Source organism: Mesorhizobium sp. M0058, from assembly GCF_040323095.1.
In the GTDB taxonomy this organism is placed as follows: Bacteria; Pseudomonadota; Alphaproteobacteria; order Rhizobiales; family Rhizobiaceae; genus Mesorhizobium.
The window spans coordinates 33,452-49,940 of record NZ_JAMYUQ010000021.1; the positions used below are offsets into that span (position 1 = coordinate 33,452).

Sequence of the window (16,489 nt, forward strand, 5' to 3'; positions counted from 1 at the left end):
TCACAGCCTCTTTTCGACCAGCACTTCGACGCGGCGGTTCAAGGCCCGGCCTTCGCGTGTGCCGTCGTCGGCGACCGGATCGGTGGCGGCCCGGCCTTCGGAGCGCACGCGCTCCTTCGGCACGCCGTTCTGAATCAGGATATCGGCAATTTCCGCGGCGCGGGCTTCCGACAGCCGCTGGTTGGTGGACAGTGGGTTGGTCTTCTGCAACGGAACGCCGTCGGTGTGGCCGACCACGGTGATATCGCCGATCAGCTCCTGGTTCTCGAGGATCACCTTGGCGACCGAGGCGATGAGCGGATCGAAGCCGTCTGTCAGCTGCGCGCGCGACGACTGGAAGAGTTCGGGATTGGAGGCCTGGATGACCAGCCGCGCCAGCGACACGCTCTCCGTGCCGCTCAGCGCTCTCTTGAGCTCGTCCGGCGCCGCGGCCTGGAATTCCGGCAGCAGCGCGAAATCCACCGCCACCGGCGGCGGCGCGTCGACCTTCGGCGAAGCGCGGGTTACATCCGTACGCGTCGGCGGCGGCAGTGCGCGCACCAGCGCCGAAAGCTCGACCGCCTGGCTGCTCAGGCTCATCGACAGGCCGATATGGATGGCCGTCGCGATCACCGCCGCTGCCGCAACCATCACCCAGATCGGCACGATGAAACGTTGTGGTTCATCGGACGCGATCACGCCTTTCCAGTTGGGCGACAGCGGTGCGCCTTCGCCGTCGCTGTCGCGCAGGAAACGCGCGGCCGCCACACGCACGGCATTGAGCGAACGGTCGCCCGAGCGGCCCGGCACGCGATATTTGCCGCGGAAGCCGAGCGCCATGCAGTGATATTGCAGCTCCAGCATTTCGCGGTCGCGGTTGGGGTGGCGCTCCAGCTCTTCAAGACGGGCGAAGAATTGCGCGCCGGCGTCGACGTCGCCGCGCAGCATCACCACCAGCGGCTGGCGCGGCCAGGCGCTGGCCCCGCCCCATGGCGTGTTCAGCGCCAGATCGTCGAGCAACGCAGCCACCAGCCACGCGGCCTGGTCGGCTCGCTCAAGCGAGGAGCCCTGCGCCATGGTGGCGTCGCGGCAGCGCACGAGTTCCTCCAGCAGTCTGGTGCGCAGGGCTTCCGGGTTCTCCGGCGGCTGCGCGTTTTCCAGTTCGGGTGCAAATTCCAGCAGCGGCGAGAAGGCATTGACGAGCACGTTCGGATGCGCCCGCCCGGAGCGCTTCGCGGTGACGCCGCCCGACGCCGGCAGCGGCATGGCGCGCGGCGTTGGCGCTCCGCTCAGCCGAATGCGCGTCCGCTCCCGATCCTCGGACAGTCCGAATGGATCGTCCCTGCTCATCATCTCACCTGTTGACCGAGTAGCAGTCGACCTGCGGTTCGCTGGGCAGCACGCCCGAAACGCCGATCACGAAACCCGGCGCTTCGAGCAGCGAGGCCCAGTGCTCGCTTTTCTGGTCCAGTTCGAGACACAGCCGGTCGCCGTCATAGGGAATTTCGCGCGGCTGCGAATGAAGGGGCTTCAGCGGAATGCCGGGCAGGCGTGATTTCCACAGCCCTTCGAATTCGCTGGCCGAGCCGACCGTCGCCTGGTTGACGAAAATCTTGCGCAAGGCATCCTCCGACAGTTCGGAGCCGATCCGCACCACGATGCGGCTCGCCACCAGAAGTTTCGGGTTGTCGATGCGGATCTTCCACACATTGGTTGCATGGCGCATGACCGGCAGGGCGCGCGATTTCGGCTCGATGTAGCGCAGGCTGAGGATCAGCGAGCGCAGCGCATCGGCCAGCGCCGAATAGGCGGGTCCGGGCGCCATGTGGTCGTAGACAGGCAGTTCGCCGAGCCGCCTTGCGCTCGAACCGTAGGTCGCCATCGAGCCGGCAAGGCCGGCAAGTTCCATGTAGACCTCAGCCGGATGGAAGACATCCTGCGCCAGCATGTGCGCCAGCCGCGGCCGCGCGGCGTTGACCAAATTGAGGATCAGAAGATCCTCGACGCTGCGCCCGGGGCCGCCCAGCACCATCTTGCCATGCGCCTCGGCGATCTGGTCAAGGCCGGTGACCACTTCCTGCAGCAGGCGGCTGTACCAGGACGCCGCGCCGATGACCAAGGTCGGCGGCAGGAAGGTGTCGTCCAGGGCAACGCCGCCATCGGCGCGCACGCCCTTGAGTTCGGCCACCGGCAGCGCGGTGTAGCCGCCGACGGCCGTGCCCGGCGCCAGCAACAGCGCCTGCGGCCGTGCGATCTCGATTTCCTCAGGATCGGAGCCGCCATGCACGGCGTCGCGCACCGAGACGATCCGGCCGCGATAGCGTGCGCCGGACGGCTCGGCGTGAGCCGGGTCGAAGCCGACGCCGCCGGGCGGTTCGAGCGGCAGTGCGATCAGCACTGGCCCCGCGCCCATCTCCGGCGTCACCGCCAGCGGCCGCGGCGCATCCATCGTCTCAGGGATCGCGAACGGCGTCCCGTCGGGAAAGATGCCGCGCGCCGAAAGCACCGAGATCTGGCCGGCATCGAGCTGTGCCTGATCGAGCATCAGCGTTCGAAAGCCGAACGTATGCAGATGCCCGGCCTGCAAGGCGCCGCGCACCGTCGCTTCGAAGAAGCGGTCCTGTTGCTGGAAATGCTGGGTGCGGAGGAACAGTCCCTCCGACCACAGCACCCTGTTTGCATCGCTCATGCCGACACTCTCTGCTTCCTGCTCATCGCCTCGCGCGGCTTTGCGGATTTCGCCGCCCAATGCATGTCGCTCAAAAGTGGTCACGGTTTTGAGAGAACGACATGCATAAAAACAAAGACCTAAAGCGCGTCGCCTGGATCGCGTTCAAACGCGACGCGCTTTAGGCGGAAATGCCGCCGCTGCCGAGCTTCACATTGACGGTGAACTTCGATCCCGGCGAAACCGATTTGGTCGTACGCCAGTTGCGCCCGCCGGGTTCCCTGATCAGCGCGACGAAGCCAAGTGCTGCCACTTCCGGCTCGACCGTGATGGTCTTCGATGCGGTCTTGCCGGGTCCGACGGAAACCGTGTCGGAGCCGATGAGATCGCCGCCAAGTGCCGCGCCGGCACCGCCCTGCAGGGCGAAATAGTCGGCCGAGTTGAAGGCGCCGGTGCTCTTCAGGCGCAAGATCATCACCGTCACCGGCCTGTCGCCGCCGCCCGGTCCCGGGTTCATGCCGGCGCCGCCGGCAAGATTCACTGTGATGACGGATGGTTTCGGCGGGCCGCTCTGGCAAGCCGTCAGCAGTCCCGTCGCCCCGATGGCAAGGATAAATTCGCGTCTGTCGATCATGTCTCAGTCCTCCTCATATGCATCACGAAAATCAGCGCCGATCTCGCCCAGAAAACGCGTCTCGGCGCTGCGAGCGATTTCACGGTGGCGTTTCTGGTACAACTCCCAGAGCTTGGCTCCGCGCCCGCCGGTCAGCAGATTGCCGATCGCCGAACTCGACTTCAGTTCCTGCTCGATCGCCGCCGGATCGAAGCGGTCGATCATGCGCTTGAGCGCGCCTTGCACGCCGCGCCAGGCGCGAACGTGATGCTGCGCCAGATCGCGCACCGCGTCCTTGATCGCCGCCTCGGCGCCGAGGAAACCGGGGCTGCGCTCGGCCAGGATGGTTACCAGCGCATCGTCGACCGAGGGCAGGAATTTGAGCGGGTTGACTTCGGATGCGCCAACCACCGTTTGAGCGACGCGAGCGTTGCCCTTCTCTTCGGCGCGCTTGCGCAAAAGCTGCATCAGCCCTTCCATCATCAGCCGGTACTCGCGGCCGAATTTTTCCATGTCGGCCACCGGATCGCCGCCGGGAAAATCGGCCTCGTCCATGCCCATGCCGCGCAGGAAAGCGGCGCGCAATTCCGCGTCCGACGGTCCGGCTGACGGCCGCGCCGCGGATTGGCGGACAGGAGCGCGTGGTGGCGGTGGAGACGGGGGAGGCGGTGGCTGCGGTGGCGATGGCTCGACCGCGCGGACTGGCAGATCCCAGGGCGCTGCAGAGGGGGCAGGCGAGGGCGCATCGGTTGCACCGCCATCCGTCACGCCGGCGTCGAGGCTGGTGGACCCGGCAGGGCCGAAACCAAACCCGTCATCGTAGGCCGGCAGCTTCTCAGGATTGGATCTGCTCGGCTCTCTCGACCGCGGCGCGGAGTCGAGGCCGAAGGGATCGTCGAACGATGGCTTGGCGCCGTTTCTGTCAGTGGGCTCGGCCACCGGCGTTGCCACAGGGTCGAGGCTGAACGGATCGTCGAACGCCTGCGAGCTGCGTTCATCGGACCGCGCACGCGCGAATGCGCCGGGCACCGGCTTTTCGAATGGATCGGGCAGGTTGGCAGGGCGTGGCCGTCCCGGCTCTTCTTCCGTGGTGGACGAAAAGAAATCGTCGCCGCCGAGGCTGACCGGCGCCCGCGACGCCGCCGGCTTACTGGCAGGCGCTGAAGGCCTGGAGGCCGGCGCCTCGGTCTTCGCCGTCTGCAAATCGACCCACACCACATAGTCGCCCAGTCGCAGTCGCATGCCGCTTTGCAGGCGCGCGGTATTTCCCGCGCCGAGCGGGCTGGCGGCATCGTCGATGAACAACCCGCTGCTGGAGGTATCGGTGACGAAATAGCCGCCCTGCTTGCTGGTGATCTTGCAGTGGGCGCGCGAGACGAACATGTCGGGATCGTTGATCTGCCAGTCGGCGTCGGCGCTGCGGCCGATTACCAGCTCGCCCTCGTCCAGCCGCGCCTGCCGCGTGACTTGCGCGCGTGGTCCCTGTTCGAGAATCAGAAGCAGGCTCATGCCGCCACCTCTTCCCGCCAGCCGACGATGGTCCGCAACCGCATGTCGTCGGCGTCCCCCTTTTCGACCGGTCGCGCCAGCCAGGTGGTGCGGGCAAGCTGGACGGTGCCGAGCTTCGCCGGCGGCACTGCCTTTGCCGCAAGCACGATCCTGAGATCGACATCGATGGTCTCGCCGATCAGGTCGCGCACCGCCTGCTTCAACAGCTTCAGCCGCTCACCGCCCGGCAGGAAGGCCTTGTAATCGATATAGCTGAGCGCGCCGATGCGCAGCTCGATGCGGCTCTGCCGGCTGAAGCTGCGCGGGCCGATGGTGGCGCTGCGGCCGAGCGTGGCATAGCTGCCGGCAAGCCGCGTCTGCAGCGCCTTGGGGATGGTCATCCAGGCCGCGACGAACTCCTTCAGCACCACCGGCACTTTGAAGGCTTCGGCCAGGAACAGCGTCAGTCGCTCGGGGCCGTCGACTTGGGCAGCGAGCGAGGCGGCCTGGCGAAGTTTTACTGTATCGAGTTCGGCATCCTGCGTGCCCGGCAGCCCGATGCCGGCCATCGCTTCCAGCATGGAACGGACGCGGCCGCCGACACCGCGTTCGACCTGCACAGCCGGATGCGCATCCGCCCAGGCCCGATAGTAGAGCGCGATCATCCTGTGCTGCAGGATATTGACAAAATCGACGAAGGTCGTGTCGCTCGTCTGCCGCGCCTCGGCGCCGGCATACCAGCGTTGCGACAGGCGATCGAGCACCCAGCGCGTCAGATGCAGTGGCATCGGCCCTTCGGGTCCGAGCAGGCCGAGATTGTTGACCGTGACGCGTGCCGGCGACTTGTCCGTCGGCTCGCGGAAATCCACCACGTCCTGCACTGCGAAGGACAGCCGCACATTCTGGCCGAGCCTTGCCGGCTCGCGGTCCGGCCGGCCGGAATGGCCGAACAGGCCGCCTTGCCGTTCGAGCCGGCGCAGCAGTTCGAAAAAGTCGAAACTCTCGGACAGGGTTGCGGCTCGCTCTAGATCAGGTAGCGATTGCCGGGCGTCATCGGCCATGGCACATCCTCCTGTTTCTGGAGCAACCGCGTGCGCGTGCGCACGAACCCGTTAATGCCGGCATGGCGGGCAAACAGCCGCGACAGCAGGCCCGACAGCAGCAGAGTGCTCTGTCCCGCCAGCACCGACTGGTCGACATGCAGCGTCACTTCCGTGCCGCGGCCGAAGCACATCGGCCCTTCGATCGCCAGCCTTTCGATCACCGCGCGCGAGTCGATGCGCACGATCGAGCGCACATTGCGGGCGAGCCCGGGGTCGCCGCGCTCGGCATAGAGATCGAGCAGCGCGTGCAGCGGATCGACGCCGCGGCCTTCCTTGGCCAGGCTGAGGAAGTTGAGCGCCAGCTGTGACACCAGCCGCCAGGCCAGGTCGTCGGCGCGCGACTCGCCGTCGGCGCCGGTCGGCAGCGCTGCCGGGATCGCCGGCTGCGGCGAACGCAATGCGCCGAGCAGCCGGACCGTCTCCACAGGGTCGCCGGCTTCCAGCGTCAGGGTCGGCGTGTCGTCGAGGATGGCCAGGTCGCGATTGGTGCAAAGCGCCATGATATCGACGCGCTTGAGCGGCCGGTTGGCCTGACTGTTGACTGGGCGCGACACCGCCAGGAAGACGTCGTCGCCGGCATAGGAGGTCCGCGTCACGCCCTGGCGCCGCTCGTCCTCGGTCGGCCGGCGCGGCCGCCGCTCCGTCGAATAGACCCAGCCGCTGCCGCGATTTTGCCCAAGGCTGAAGAGTTCCGGTATCTCCGCGTCGGGTCCCTCGGCATCGGCGTCTTCGACGCGGATGACGCGGTAGATTTCAAAGTCGCGCGCCCGCGTGCGGTCGGCATGCAGCACCTGGCGTGTCTTGCGCTGGTCGAGCTCGACGATGTTGCACTCGCGCTCGAAGAGATTGATGATCGGGGTGGCGAAGAGATCGAAATCCGCCGGCGTCAGATCGGCGAGTTCGGGCACCGGACGCCGGAACAGGAAGATGATTTCGAGCCCGGCCTGGCATTTGCGCACGACCGGCAGCAAGCCGGTGACGCGCCCATAATGGAAGCGCTCGGGCATCATGAAATATTCGCGCAGCAGGCGGTAGCCTTCGAAGGTCGGCCGCGTGCGCGGCATCAGCGCCTCGGCATCGGCAATGCCGACCATCTCCGGCGGCGGTAGCGGCGACAATGGATTGGTCTTGCCTTCCGGTCGAGCGCCGACACCAGAGCAGACTCCGAAGATGGCGTCGAAGATTAGCGGCGCCTTGGTGCGGTTGGCGAAATAGAAGTCGAGCCGGTCGAGCGCCAGTTCGTCGAGCTTGCCTTTGCCGGTCCGCGCCAGCGTGATGCGAAGTGCCGCTTCGCCGGCCTTGCCGGCGATCGGGCCGATGCCGGCGGCGGCAAGCGCGCTGCGGTCCTGGAAATAGCCGACCGAACTGATCGCGATCGGAAACAGCGTCATGTCCTGCGCGGTGGTGAAGGTGCAGCGTGTCGACAGGCCGGCCTGCAGGCTGGAGACCAGCCGCGTGCCGCGCTTGACGACGTGGCCGGCAAGCATTGTCTGCACCTGCTGGCCGGGCTTCAGCACCACCATGGCGGTTGCCGGCACCGGCGTGACGAGATCGGGATAAAGCACGTCGAGGATGCTGCGCGAAAACCGCGAGCGCTCGGCATCCACCTTCAGGCGCGTGCGCGCGGCGAGGAAGGCGACGCCGTCGAGCAGCCGCTCGACATAGGGGTCGGGACACGGCACCGTATCCAGCGACAAATTGCGGGCAACCGCCGGATGCATGTCGGCGAACTCCGCCGCCAGCCCGCGTATGTGGGACAGTTCCTCCTCGTAATATTCTACGAAGACCCGGTCCATCTCTCAGGCTTCCCTGAACTCGGTGCGCGCCAGTCCGTTGTCGAGATTGATCGTCGTGCGCAGGCGCATGCGCTCGGGCGTCGGCGTCATGATCAGCACGGCGTCGATCTCGATCTTCAGGCCGGTCTTGTCGCCGAGGTTGACCGTGACTTTCGTCGCGCTCTCCTTCAGCCGCGGCTCGAATGCGGCGAGCACGGCGCGGATCTCGCGTGCCAGAACATCGCGATCGAAGTCGCGCGACGACCGGCCGGAGAAGGACGGCACGCCATAATTGACAACGCTGCGGCGCACCTCCGGAAAGTCGGCCAGCGATGTCGGACTGTCGGTCATCTGCTCGGCCTCGAGATCGGATAGCAGCGGCGCGGATTCGAAACGCTCGGTGTTGAACAGCGCCTCGATGTCGCGCCGCACGGCCTCGCGCAGCACATCGGGCGACACCACGATGCCTCGGCTTTCAAGCTCGCCACGGTGCCGGTTCTGAAACGCCAGCCGGTGCAGCCGGCGCTTCTGATCGGGGTTCAATGCGTCATCGGCGTCGATGCGCCTCGGTCCGTCTGCCAGCAGCTCGTCCAGGCGCTCTGCGCCAAGCTCCTCCTGCAGAGCCTGCCTGAGCCCGTCTATCTCCGAGCTCAGGCCCGGCAGGTCGTTGACGAGGCGGTCCCACAGCGAAGGCTGTACCGCCTCGCGCTTGGCCCGTGAACCGCCCGCCTGTACCTTGTCGGCGGCAGGGCGCTTTGCTCGCCCCTCACTTGCCGACATAGACATCCATTTCGGCTTCGTCATTGTCGTCATAGACGAACTTGATCTTCTTGTAGGCGAAGGAGACTTCCTCCTGGATCAGGTCGGCTTCATCATCGGCCTGCGACATGTCGTATTCCATGATCGAGGCGTCGGTCAGGGTAACGACCAGATAGTCCTTGCTCTCGCCGTCGATGGTCCGCCGAGCGGAGAATTTGACCTCGTCCAGCGCCTTGTTTTCGAACAGGGCCTTGGCCAGATAGGGTGAGGCCTTGTCGTAGTGCTTGGTGAACTTGATCATGCCCATCGACACGCGGCCTCGGCGCGAGAGGGAATTGGGGTCGTAGGGCGCGACCATCTTGTAATCGACGCCATGGATTTCGATCTCGTCGTCATGGCCGTCGCGCGTGCTGGGCCCCTTGATATCCGGAACTTTCAGAAAACCGTCGATCTTCATTGTGGGCATTTTCGTTCTCCACGCTTTCAAACAAAGGTTTGGTTGCTGCAATCAGGTCTTCACGGACGGCAATTCCGACACCAGCCTGAGCGAGGCATTGATGCCCTCCAGCTGGTAGTGCGGGCGCAGATAGAAGCGGGCGTTGTAGTAGCCCGGCCGGCCCTCCACGCTGTCGACCTGCACCTCGGCGGCGGCAAGCGGACGCTTGGCGCGCGCCTTGTCGTCGGCGAAGGCCGGGTTGGCCAGCACGTACCGGTTGATCCATTCGGTCAACCAGATCTGCATGTCGGTGCGTTCCTTGAACGAGCCGACCTTGTCGCGCGCAATCGCCTTGAGGTAGTGGGCGAAGCGCGAGACCGGGAACAGATAGGGCAGGTTGGCGGAGAGCCGCTCGTTGGACTGGGCGTCGGGGTCGACCAGGCGGCCCGCCCGCGTCTCGTCATCCTGCAGCGAATGGGCGCCGATAAAGGCCGCGAGATCGGTGTTCTTGCGGTGCAGGATCGGCATCAGCCCGAGCTTGGCCAGTTCCGCCTCGCGCCGGTCGTCGATGGCGACTTCCGTCGGGCATTTCATCGCGATCGAGCCGTCATCGGTCGGGAAGGAGTGCACCGGCAGGTTAAGCACAGTGCCGCCATTTTCGACGCCGCGGATCTGGGTGCCCCAGCCATAGAGCTTGTGGCTGCGGTTGATGTTGACGCCCATCGGGAAGGCAGCGTTCATCCAGACATATTTGTTGTGATCGCCCTGCACTTCCTCCTCGAAGGAGAAGCCCTTGACCGGGACTGTCTCCGAGCCGTAGGGCAGCCGCGCCAGCACGCGCGGCATGGTCAGCCCGATATAGCGCGCATCCTCGCTCTCGCGCAGCGATTGCCACGAGGCGTAGGCCGGGTTGGAGACGATCTGCTGCAGGTCCTGCGGGTTGGGCAGTTCCTGCCAGCTGTCCATGCGGAACAGCCGTGGCGAGGCGGCGGCGATGAACGGCGTGTGCGCCGAGGCGCAGATGCCGGAGATGTTGCGCAACAGGCCGACGTCGCGCGGGTGGTTGGAGAACTCGTAGGCGCCGATGACGCAGCCGATCGGTTCGCCGCCGAGCATCGAATACTCGTCGGTGTAGACTTTCTTGAAGATCGGGCTCTGGTCCCACATCTGGCCTTCATAGTCTTCGAGCGTATCGGCCAGCTGCTCCTTGGAAATGTTCATCACCCGGATCTTCAGCTTCTGATCCGTCTCGGTGTTGTTGATGAGGTACCAGAGGCCGCGCCAGGTGCCTTCCATCTGCCGCACTTCCGGCGCGTGCAGGATTTCGTTGACCTGGGTCGTCAGCATCTTGTCGATGCCGGCGATCAACGACTTGATCGACTTGATCGAGTTGGACGAAATCGTCGTCGTCTCGGAGCGCGACTGCGCCGCCAGAGCCAGGTTGCGAACCAGCTGCTGCAGCTTCTCGCTGTCGTCCTTCTTGACCTTGAAGTCCTTCTCCAAGAGCTGGCTGAATTCACCGAGATCGACGGCCTCGGCCTCGGCGACGGATGCTGCGGTCTTTTGCTGTTCGGCCATGATCTATTCCTCACCCTTGTCGTCGGACAGCGCCTGGGCGGCGATCTGGCCAAGCAACGGCTGGTTGTTCAGCAATTGGGCTATGCGCTTTTCGGCATCGACGCGGCCGTCCATGAAGCCGAGCAGCTCCTCGAGCTGGCGCCGCATCTTGAGGATTTCGGCCAGTTGCGGGACCTGTTCGGCGATCTTGTCGGGGGCGAAATCGCCCATCTTGGTGAAGGTCAGGTCGAGCGCCAGTTCTTCGTCGCGCTCCTGTCCCTCGGCCTGCGGCAGCGTGTTCTTCACCCGCGCCTTGACCCTGGGTCCCAGCGCTTCCATGAATTTGGGGAAGCGGTTGGCATCGGTCTCGACAAAGGAACGGTCGAGCACCGTCTTGGACGCTTCCCTGGTCTGCGATGCGCCCGACAGGTCGGCCATCACGCCCATGACGAACGGCAGTTCGATCGTCGTCGGGCTGCCGTAGGTTTCGACATCGTAGGCGATCTGCACGCGCGGGGCGCGATTTCGCTCGATGACCTTCGCTTTGCTTTCGGCTGGCATGTGTTGCTACCTTTCATCCTTCTGGGCAGTCTTCTTGGCGTCGGGAACGCCGGCGAGCAGCCGGAATTCCTTGAGCCCCGACGGGGCGAGGTCTTCCATCAGTTCAACGAAATCCATGTGCACCATCCTGCGCACCCGGCGGGCGAGATGCGGGATCGGACTCGACGGCTCGGTGCGGTCGTAGAACGCGACCACAAGGTCGAGGCACCTCACCACATCGTCGCGCGAGGAAATCCTGTCCGGGAGCCCCGCACCGGTCTCCGCGTAGCTTGCCATCGTCTCGGCTCCATGACCGTTTCTGACCGGCGCGGCCGGGCTTGCCGGGGGAGCAGCCGGGCTGGCCGCCCCCTTCGTCGCTGCCTCTTCCGTGGTCTCGACCGCCGTGTTGCGTTCCAGCGTCGTCAGCACGCGCTGCAAAAATCGTTTCAGGTCCGGGACGGCAGCCCCGTTGCTGTCAAGACGGGCATTCAGGGCCGTATCGACCGCGTCGAGCGCCTCGATCGCTGCGTGCGCCCCGGCGATGAGCGCTGTCATCTGTTCACCGGCCTGGTCCTGATGGGCGGCACAACCGCTGCCCACCCGGTTCAGGAGCTGTCCGTGCGCGCTGACCAGCGCTGCCTTCTCCGTGGCATTCAATCCCGACGCCGCTTCCTGAAGCATGACGCGATCGTCGAGCGCACCCTGTTCGAGATCGCGTCCGCTGATCGGCCCGATGGGACGCGGCGCGAAGAAGACCATTTGCCTGAGGTTCGCCAGCAGGCCTTCCTGGCCGTTCTGCAGGTCGGCCAGCGCGTTGAGGCGGCGCAGGGCGGCCTCGCGTGGTTGGGGGCTGGCCCGCAGCGCCGGGTGCATCGTCTCCCAATGCGTCTCGAAGGTCCTTGCAATCAGGGTCAGGCCCTGTGCCAGTCCGGCCAATCCCTCTTCATTGGCCAGCGCCCGGGCGACAATGACAAGCAGGCGCAGGTCGCGGCCATGCGAACGCAACTCCTCGGCCTTGCCGAGCACGGCAGGCCAGTCGACCGGAATGGTCGATTGCGCGGCTGGCTTGTTGCGCCCGTCATGGACGACCTTGACCTGCGGCTCCGTGAGCCGCTCCAGCTCATGAAAAGCCGGATCGTTGCGCAAGTCTTCGCCTGACGGATTTTCACCGTCCAGCGGAGCAAGCCAGAGTGCGAGATCGATCACAGATACCCCCGGCGACCGGCTCTAAAACCGTACGTGACCCAACGTTAGCACACGGTTGCATATTCCCACAATTCGCCATCCGCTCAAAAGTTAACGAGCGCTAATGAATGTCGGTGCAACTGCGTCTCGGATGGCGCAATTCATGGCGTGCTTGGCCAACCTCGTATGTGAAGCGCATCGCATAGGATTAGAAAAAATCGTGGTTGTCTGCATTTGGCGGCGCGGGACTCTCCACAAAGGGAAAAGGCCGGCTGCATCAAGCGCTTTGTCAAGCGGCTGCTTATGTGGCAGGCTGTCGACGGGCAGATTGCAGGAGCACGTTCGATGGAACAGCGCCGGTCGTCGCAGGGTTTCAAACGCAAGGAACTGGTTGGCAAGCTCAATCCGGTCTGCCTGCGCGCCTTCAAGGCCGCCGCCGACAGCGCCAAGCTGCGCGGCAATCCTTACGTCGAACTCGTCCATTTCATCGAGCAGCTGGTGCTGTCCGAGCGCTCGGATGTGCAGATGATCCTTGCCGATGCCGGGCTGGATGCCAGCCGGCTTACCAGCGACATGACCCGCGCCGTCGACAAGCTGCCCTACGGCGCCACCTCGATCGAGGAGTTTTCCGACCACATCTTCCACGCCATCCAGGAAGCCTGGAACCTGGCGACGCTGGAATTCCGCATGGAGGAGGTCCGCAGCGCCTATATCGTGCTCGCCTGCCTGAAGACGCCGGTGCTGGAAGGCCTGGTGTCGAAGATCAGCGGCGAATTCGACAAGATCGACGCCGACGCGGTCATCGCCCGCTTTGCCGAGGTGGTGGAGGGCTCGCTCGAAGCCGGCGCCACTGCCGCCGCGGCTCCCACTGCCGAGGCGCCGCGGCGGGTTCCGGGCGGGGATTCGGCCCTCGCCAAATACGCCACCGACCTGACCCAGCGCGCCCATGACGGCAAGATCGATCCGGTCGTCGGCCGCGATCCGGAAATCCGGCAGATCATCGATATCCTGATGCGGCGCCGGCAGAACAACCCGATCCTGACCGGCGAGGCCGGCGTCGGCAAGACTGCGGTGGTCGAGGGCTTTGCCCTGCGCATCGCCCAGGGCGACGTGCCGCCGCCACTCCAGGGTATCAGCGTACGCATGCTCGACATCGGCCTGATGCAGGCCGGCGCCAGCGTCAAAGGCGAGTTCGAAAAGCGCCTGAAGGCGGTCATCGACGAAGTTCAGTCGTCCGAAACGCCGGTCATCCTGTTCATCGACGAGGCACACACGCTGATCGGCGCCGGCGGTGCGGCGGGAACCGGCGATGCCGCCAATCTCTTGAAGCCGGCGCTGGCGCGCGGCGAACTGCGCACCATCGCGGCAACGACCTGGGCCGAGTACAAGCAGCACATCGAAAAGGACCCGGCGCTGACCCGCCGTTTCCAGGTGGTCAAGATCGACGAGCCGTCGGAAGCGGTCGCCGTGCTCATGCTGCGCGGTGTCGCCGGCGTGCTCGAACAGCATCACGAGGTGCAGATTCTGGACGAGGCGATCGAGGCGGCGGTCGGCCTGTCGCATCGCTACATCCCGGCGCGGCAATTGCCCGACAAGGCGGTCAGCCTGCTCGACACCGCTTGCGCCAGGGTCGCGATCTCGCAGCATGCGACGCCGGCCGAGGTCGAGGACATTTTGCGGCGCCGCCAGGCGTTGGAAGTCGAAAGCGGCATCATCGGCCGCGAGGCCGCGATCGGCATCGAAGTAACTGACCGGCAGGCGCGGGTCGAGGCCGGGCTCACTGAGGCCGGGACCATGCTCGCCGCCGCCGAGGAGCGCTGGGAGCGCGAAAAGGCGCTGGTTGCCGAGATCCTCGAACTGCGCGCGCGGCTGCGCGGCGACGGCGTGCCGCTCGATGCGGTGGCGACAGCCGAGACCGATGCCGAACCAGCAGCGCCGGACGAAGAAAAGACCAAGGTGCCCAAGGCTGAACCGCCCAAGGCCGAAACGTCCGAGCCTGAAACGCCGAAGGCCAAAGCGTTCGAGACCGAAGCGCCGGCTGCCGAAGCTGCGCCGTCAGATCCTGTCGCCGATCTGGCGCGGCTGCGTGAACTCATGGCCGAGCTTGCCACCGCGCAAGGCGAGACGCCGCTGATCCTGCCGTCGGTCGACCGCAATGCGGTCGCTGCCGTGGTCCAGGACTGGACCGGCATCCCGACGGGACGGATGCTGTCCAGCCAGACCGAAAAGGCGCTCAAGCTGGCCACCACGCTGTCCGAACGTGTCGTCGGCCAGGATCACGCCATGGAGATGATTGCCAAGCGCGTGCAGACCAGCCGCGCCGGGCTCGGAGCGCCGGAAAAGCCGGTCGGCGTGTTCCTGCTCTGCGGCCCCTCGGGAGTCGGCAAGACCGAGACGGCCCTGGCGCTGGCCGAGACGCTCTATGGCGGCGAGCAGAACCTGATCTCGATCAACATGTCCGAATTCCAGGAGGCGCACACCGTCTCGACGCTCAAGGGCGCACCGCCCGGCTATGTCGGCTACGGCAAGGGTGGCATTCTCACCGAGGCCGTGCGCCGAAAACCCTATTCGGTGATCCTGCTCGACGAGGTCGAGAAGGCCCATCCCGACGTCCACGAGATCTTTTTCCAGGTCTTCGACAAGGGCATGATGGATGACAGCGAGGGTAGGCGCATCGACTTCAAGAACACGCTGATCCTGCTGACATCGAATGTCGGGTCCGAAGTCATCATGGAGCGGACGCAAAACGGCACGGTGAGGGCGGGGCTCGACGGCCTCGATGCAGCCTTGCGCGCTCCACTGCTGAAAGTCTTTCCGGCAGCGTTCCTCGGCCGCGTCGTGACCATCCCTTACTATCCGCTCTCGGATTCGATGATCGAGGCCATCACGCGCCATCAGTTCGGCAAGATCGCGCGGCGGCTGCGCGCCAGCCACGACGCCGAACTGGTGATCGGCGACGGCGTCATGGCGCTGGTCAAGGCGCGCTGCACCGAAATCGAGTCCGGTGGCCGCATGATCGACGCCATCCTCACCAACACGCTGTTGCCGGAACTCAGCCGCGGCGTGCTGAACCGGTCGCTCGACGGCGAGAAGATGACCAAGGTGACCGTCAGCGCTTCCACTGACGGGTTTGCCTATTCGTTCGAATAGTCAGGCCTGACTGCTCGGCTCCGTCTCGGCGCGGATCAGCTTGATGTCGGCGCCGGCTGCCCAGGCGCCGATATCCTCGCGCCGCAACGCCGCCGCCATCATGTCGGGAAACAGGTCCGGCGTGCAGGCGAAGACCGGTATGCCAAGTGCCGCAACCGAAGCCGACATCGCCGGATCATAGCCCGGCCGGCCCTGATCGGTCAGCGCCAACAGCACGATGACATTGACGCCGGACCGGACCAGCGCCGCAAGCCGCCGCAGCAAGTCCTGGCCGTTGCCGCCCTCATAGAGGTCGGTGATCAGCACGAAGTGGGATTTGGTCGGCCGCTCGATGCGGTCGGCGCAATAGGCGACCGCCTGGTTGATGTCGGTGCCGCCGCCGAGCTGCACGCCAAACAGCACCTCGACCGGGTCGCTGAGCTCTTCGGTCAGGTCGACGATGGCCGTGTCGAAACAGACCAGCTTGGTGCGCACGACCGGCAGCGACGCCGTCACCGCGGCGAAAATCGAGGCGTAGATCACCGAGCTCGCCATCGAGCCGGACTGGTCGACGCACAGCACCACTTCGTCGAGATCGACCAGCCGGCGTTGCTTGCGCATGAAGCCGACCAGTTTTTCCGGCACGACGGTTTTGTGCCCAGGCTGGTAGTGGCGAAGATTGGCCGAGATGGTGCGCGGCCAGTCGATGTCGCGTTGGCGCGGCCGGTTGGTGCGTCGCGACTTGTCGAGCGCGCCACGGATCGCCTCGGCGGTCTTCTGCTCCAGCCGCTGCATCAGCTTGGCAACGATGTCGGCGATGATGGTGCGGGCGATGTCCTTGGTCTTGGCCGGCATCACCGAACGCAGCGAGATCAGGTCGGCGACGAGGTTGACGTCGGCCTCGATCGCCTTGAGGAATTCCGGCTCCATCAGCATCTGCTTCAGGTTCAGCCGCTCAAAGGCATCCTTCTGGACGATCTGGACCACCTGGGCGGGAAAGAAGGAGCGGATATCGCCCATCCATTGCGCCACGCGTGGCGCCGAGCGGCCGAGCCCGCCGCGCCGCTTGCGCGGGTCGGCATCGGCATTGGCGCCGTCGCCGTAAAGCGCATCGAGCGCCGAAGACAGTTTTTTGTCATCACTGGAAAGGGCGGAGGAAGCCTCGTCATCGGCGCCGATCGCCAGCCGCCAGCGGCGCTCGCGCCCGCTATCGGAGGATGCCGGGCCGGGTTCGGGCACTTCGGCTTCGTCATCCAT

The 16,489-nt window shown here is 65.5% G+C and carries 13 protein-coding genes; 1 reads left to right on the plus strand and 12 read right to left on the minus strand.

Going from position 1 to position 16,489, the window contains the following annotated elements; translation table 11 throughout:
* The 11 genes from icmH to tssA form a co-directional block, all read right to left on the minus strand.
* Window positions 1–1,329, minus strand: coding sequence for a type IVB secretion system protein IcmH/DotU (icmH, locus tag NKJ75_RS28415; protein ID WP_352500467.1), 1,329 nt, complete (start codon window positions 1,327–1,329; stop codon window positions 1–3).
* Between the two features lie 4 nt (window positions 1,330–1,333).
* On the minus strand, window positions 1,334–2,668 hold the full coding sequence (gene tssK, locus NKJ75_RS28420) for a type VI secretion system baseplate subunit TssK (RefSeq protein ID WP_023825972.1): 1,335 nt from the start codon (window positions 2,666–2,668) through the stop codon (window positions 1,334–1,336).
* A 160-nt stretch (window positions 2,669–2,828) separates the two neighbouring features.
* A complete protein-coding gene (gene tssJ / locus NKJ75_RS28425; RefSeq protein WP_023673710.1) occupies window positions 2,829–3,281 on the minus strand; it encodes a type VI secretion system lipoprotein TssJ in 453 nt (150 codons plus the stop codon).
* Between the two features lie 3 nt (window positions 3,282–3,284).
* Window positions 3,285–4,769 (minus strand): type VI secretion system-associated FHA domain protein TagH, encoded by a 1,485-nt coding sequence (gene tagH, locus NKJ75_RS28430; RefSeq protein ID WP_023834860.1) that lies wholly within the window; start codon window positions 4,767–4,769, stop codon window positions 3,285–3,287.
* Window positions 4,766–5,809 (minus strand): type VI secretion system baseplate subunit TssG, encoded by a 1,044-nt coding sequence (gene tssG / locus NKJ75_RS28435; protein ID WP_023673712.1) that lies wholly within the window; start codon window positions 5,807–5,809, stop codon window positions 4,766–4,768. Before tssG ends, tagH begins: the two co-directional genes overlap by 4 nt.
* Window positions 5,773–7,647, minus strand: a complete 1,875-nt coding sequence (tssF, locus tag NKJ75_RS28440) for a type VI secretion system baseplate subunit TssF (protein WP_023682613.1) — start codon at window positions 7,645–7,647, stop codon at window positions 5,773–5,775. The genes tssG and tssF overlap by 37 nt, the downstream gene beginning before the upstream one ends.
* A gap of 3 nt (window positions 7,648–7,650) precedes the next feature.
* The gene (gene tssE / locus NKJ75_RS28445; protein WP_023673715.1) at window positions 7,651–8,406 is read right to left on the minus strand and encodes a type VI secretion system baseplate subunit TssE; all 756 of its coding nucleotides are present in this window, start codon (window positions 8,404–8,406) and stop codon (window positions 7,651–7,653) included.
* Complete coding sequence (locus tag NKJ75_RS28450) at window positions 8,393–8,842, minus strand: Hcp family type VI secretion system effector (RefSeq protein WP_023673716.1); 450 nt, start codon at window positions 8,840–8,842, stop codon at window positions 8,393–8,395. The genes tssE and NKJ75_RS28450 overlap by 14 nt, the downstream gene beginning before the upstream one ends.
* Window positions 8,843–8,893: 51 nt before the next feature.
* Window positions 8,894–10,399: a type VI secretion system contractile sheath large subunit gene (gene tssC / locus NKJ75_RS28455; RefSeq protein ID WP_023682611.1), complete on the minus strand. Its 1,506-nt coding sequence runs from the start codon at window positions 10,397–10,399 to the stop codon at window positions 8,894–8,896.
* A gap of 3 nt (window positions 10,400–10,402) precedes the next feature.
* On the minus strand, window positions 10,403–10,939 hold the full coding sequence (gene tssB, locus NKJ75_RS28460) for a type VI secretion system contractile sheath small subunit (protein ID WP_023673718.1): 537 nt from the start codon (window positions 10,937–10,939) through the stop codon (window positions 10,403–10,405).
* Window positions 10,940–10,945: 6 nt separating this feature from the next.
* On the minus strand, window positions 10,946–12,124 hold the full coding sequence (tssA, locus tag NKJ75_RS28465; protein ID WP_023834858.1) for a type VI secretion system protein TssA: 1,179 nt from the start codon (window positions 12,122–12,124) through the stop codon (window positions 10,946–10,948).
* A gap of 324 nt (window positions 12,125–12,448) precedes the next feature.
* On the opposite strand from tssA, the gene tssH reads away from it, so the two are divergent.
* The gene (gene tssH, locus NKJ75_RS28470) at window positions 12,449–15,253 is read left to right on the plus strand and encodes a type VI secretion system ATPase TssH (protein WP_023823513.1); all 2,805 of its coding nucleotides are present in this window, start codon (window positions 12,449–12,451) and stop codon (window positions 15,251–15,253) included.
* On the opposite strand, the gene NKJ75_RS28475 is transcribed toward tssH, so the two are convergent.
* Window positions 15,254–16,489 carry a VWA domain-containing protein gene (locus NKJ75_RS28475; protein ID WP_023834855.1) on the minus strand — a complete coding sequence of 412 codons (1,236 nt, stop codon included), beginning with the start codon at window positions 16,487–16,489 and terminating at the stop codon, window positions 15,254–15,256.